Annotated in this window: 2 protein-coding genes; both read left to right on the top strand. The window is 34.9% G+C overall.

Annotated features, from left to right (window positions below):
• Positions 1-989: hypothetical protein (locus tag SOP96_RS14375; RefSeq protein ID WP_326321625.1), on the top strand; the 989-nt coding region annotated here is incomplete at its 5' end.
• Between the two features lie 18 nt (positions 990-1,007).
• Positions 1,008-1,598 (top strand): DUF6705 family protein, encoded by a 591-nt coding sequence (locus SOP96_RS14380; RefSeq protein WP_326321626.1) that lies wholly within the window; start codon positions 1,008-1,010, stop codon positions 1,596-1,598.
• Positions 1,599-1,693: the final 95 nt, after the last annotated feature.

Below are 1,693 nucleotides of genomic sequence, written 5' to 3' on the forward strand. Positions count from 1 at the left end.
GCTTGCAGGTTGGGGACGGTAATATTGGTGATTGGGGCAATTGTACCTGTACCGGAGCGGGCCTTCCTAAGATGTATACCATAGAGATTTTGGTTTGTCCTCCGGAACCGGGCGCTCCTACCGGCGGGTGGGTTCCCACTCCGTCTTCTCCTACTGCACCGACAGGCGGAGGAGAGCCAGTGGATGGTGGTAATAGTTCAGGATCACAAACCAACCCTACAGATCCCAATACCGTAGAAGGAGCGCAGGAAGAACTCGGAGGTACCCCTACGCTGCCAAATCTGGGATCTATTGAAACAGAAGATCAGAAAACAGATTGTGAAAGACTGAAAGAAAAAACAGATGATGCAGCATTTAAACACAAAATGGATAGTATTAAGAACAGAGTTACGAAGCCAAATCCCGATTTGCATGAAACCAGTGTAATTGTAGAAAAATATAAGGGAAAAATATCATATTCTATAACCCAGAGCCAAGCCAATTTTCAGGCGGATGGTACAAAGAGGAATTATAATATGCAAAGTAATTATGATGTAGCTGGCTTACATAATCATCCTCCAGGTGGAATTCCTATTTTCTCCTATCCGGATTTGGTTACTTTTTATGACCATTATAAGAATTTAGTTCCTTTTCGTAAAAATGAATTTTCTATGTTTTTAGTTTGTTTTAATGGTACATCTTATGCACTAAGAATGCAGGATATTACAGCATTAGATGTATTGTTTGATGGAATGGATTTGAACACTAAAGAAGGAAAAGCACTAGCAGAGGACAAAGTTAGAGAAATTTATAGAAAAGATGGAGGCTTGAATACTAAACAGAATTATACCGCAGATATGTCGGAAAAAATGCTGATGAAAGTCCTTAATACTAAAGATTTTGGTAATGGGAATTCAATATTTTTATATCAATATGAAGGAAACCAATGGAAAAAGCTATTGCAAAATCCAGACGGAACTATACAAAAGATACCGTGCCCTCAACCTTAATTTTTTAAATCAATACTTATGAAAAAAATATTTTTATTATCAACGATTATATTTTTGTCTGTGCAATGTAAAGCACAAAATCATATCATAAATTCCACAGACTGTGATTCTAATTTCGATCGTAGTTCAGGAGATTATTATGAAAAAGATATTAATAATATTATGAATAAATACACAGGGACATGGAAATGGACTAGTGGAAACAGAGAATTTATTTTGACACTAATAAAACAASTAAAACARCATTTCAATCAATCTGGAAACGATAATTATTATCAAGACAGATTGGTGGGTTATTATCAATATAAGGAAAACGGAATAATAATAGCCGATACTTCTTCTGATGATTTATCTAAAGATTATGGTGTAAAAGTTCAGTTTACCTTAGATTGCTACTCTCAAATATCATCTATCCGTTTTGAAGACTACAAAAAATACAAAAGTTTTGAAGTGATTCTGGAAAGTCTCACTCCTACCCAAATCAAGATGAATATGTATGAAAGACAACACGTTATCACAATCAATAAACATACAGGAGTAAGAAATCCCCCTAATGATCCGCAAGGGGGGAGTACTTTCCCGATGGAGATGATACTTACCAAGCAGTAATTATGAAAACGTATTATTTTATCTTATTCTTTATTTTTAATAATGTCTTTTCACAAGAAAATGATAATCCCCTTTATTTTATTGGTGAAAAAATA

The organism is Chryseobacterium salviniae (assembly GCF_035819015.1).
Lineage (GTDB): Bacteria > Bacteroidota > Bacteroidia > Flavobacteriales > Weeksellaceae > Chryseobacterium > Chryseobacterium salviniae.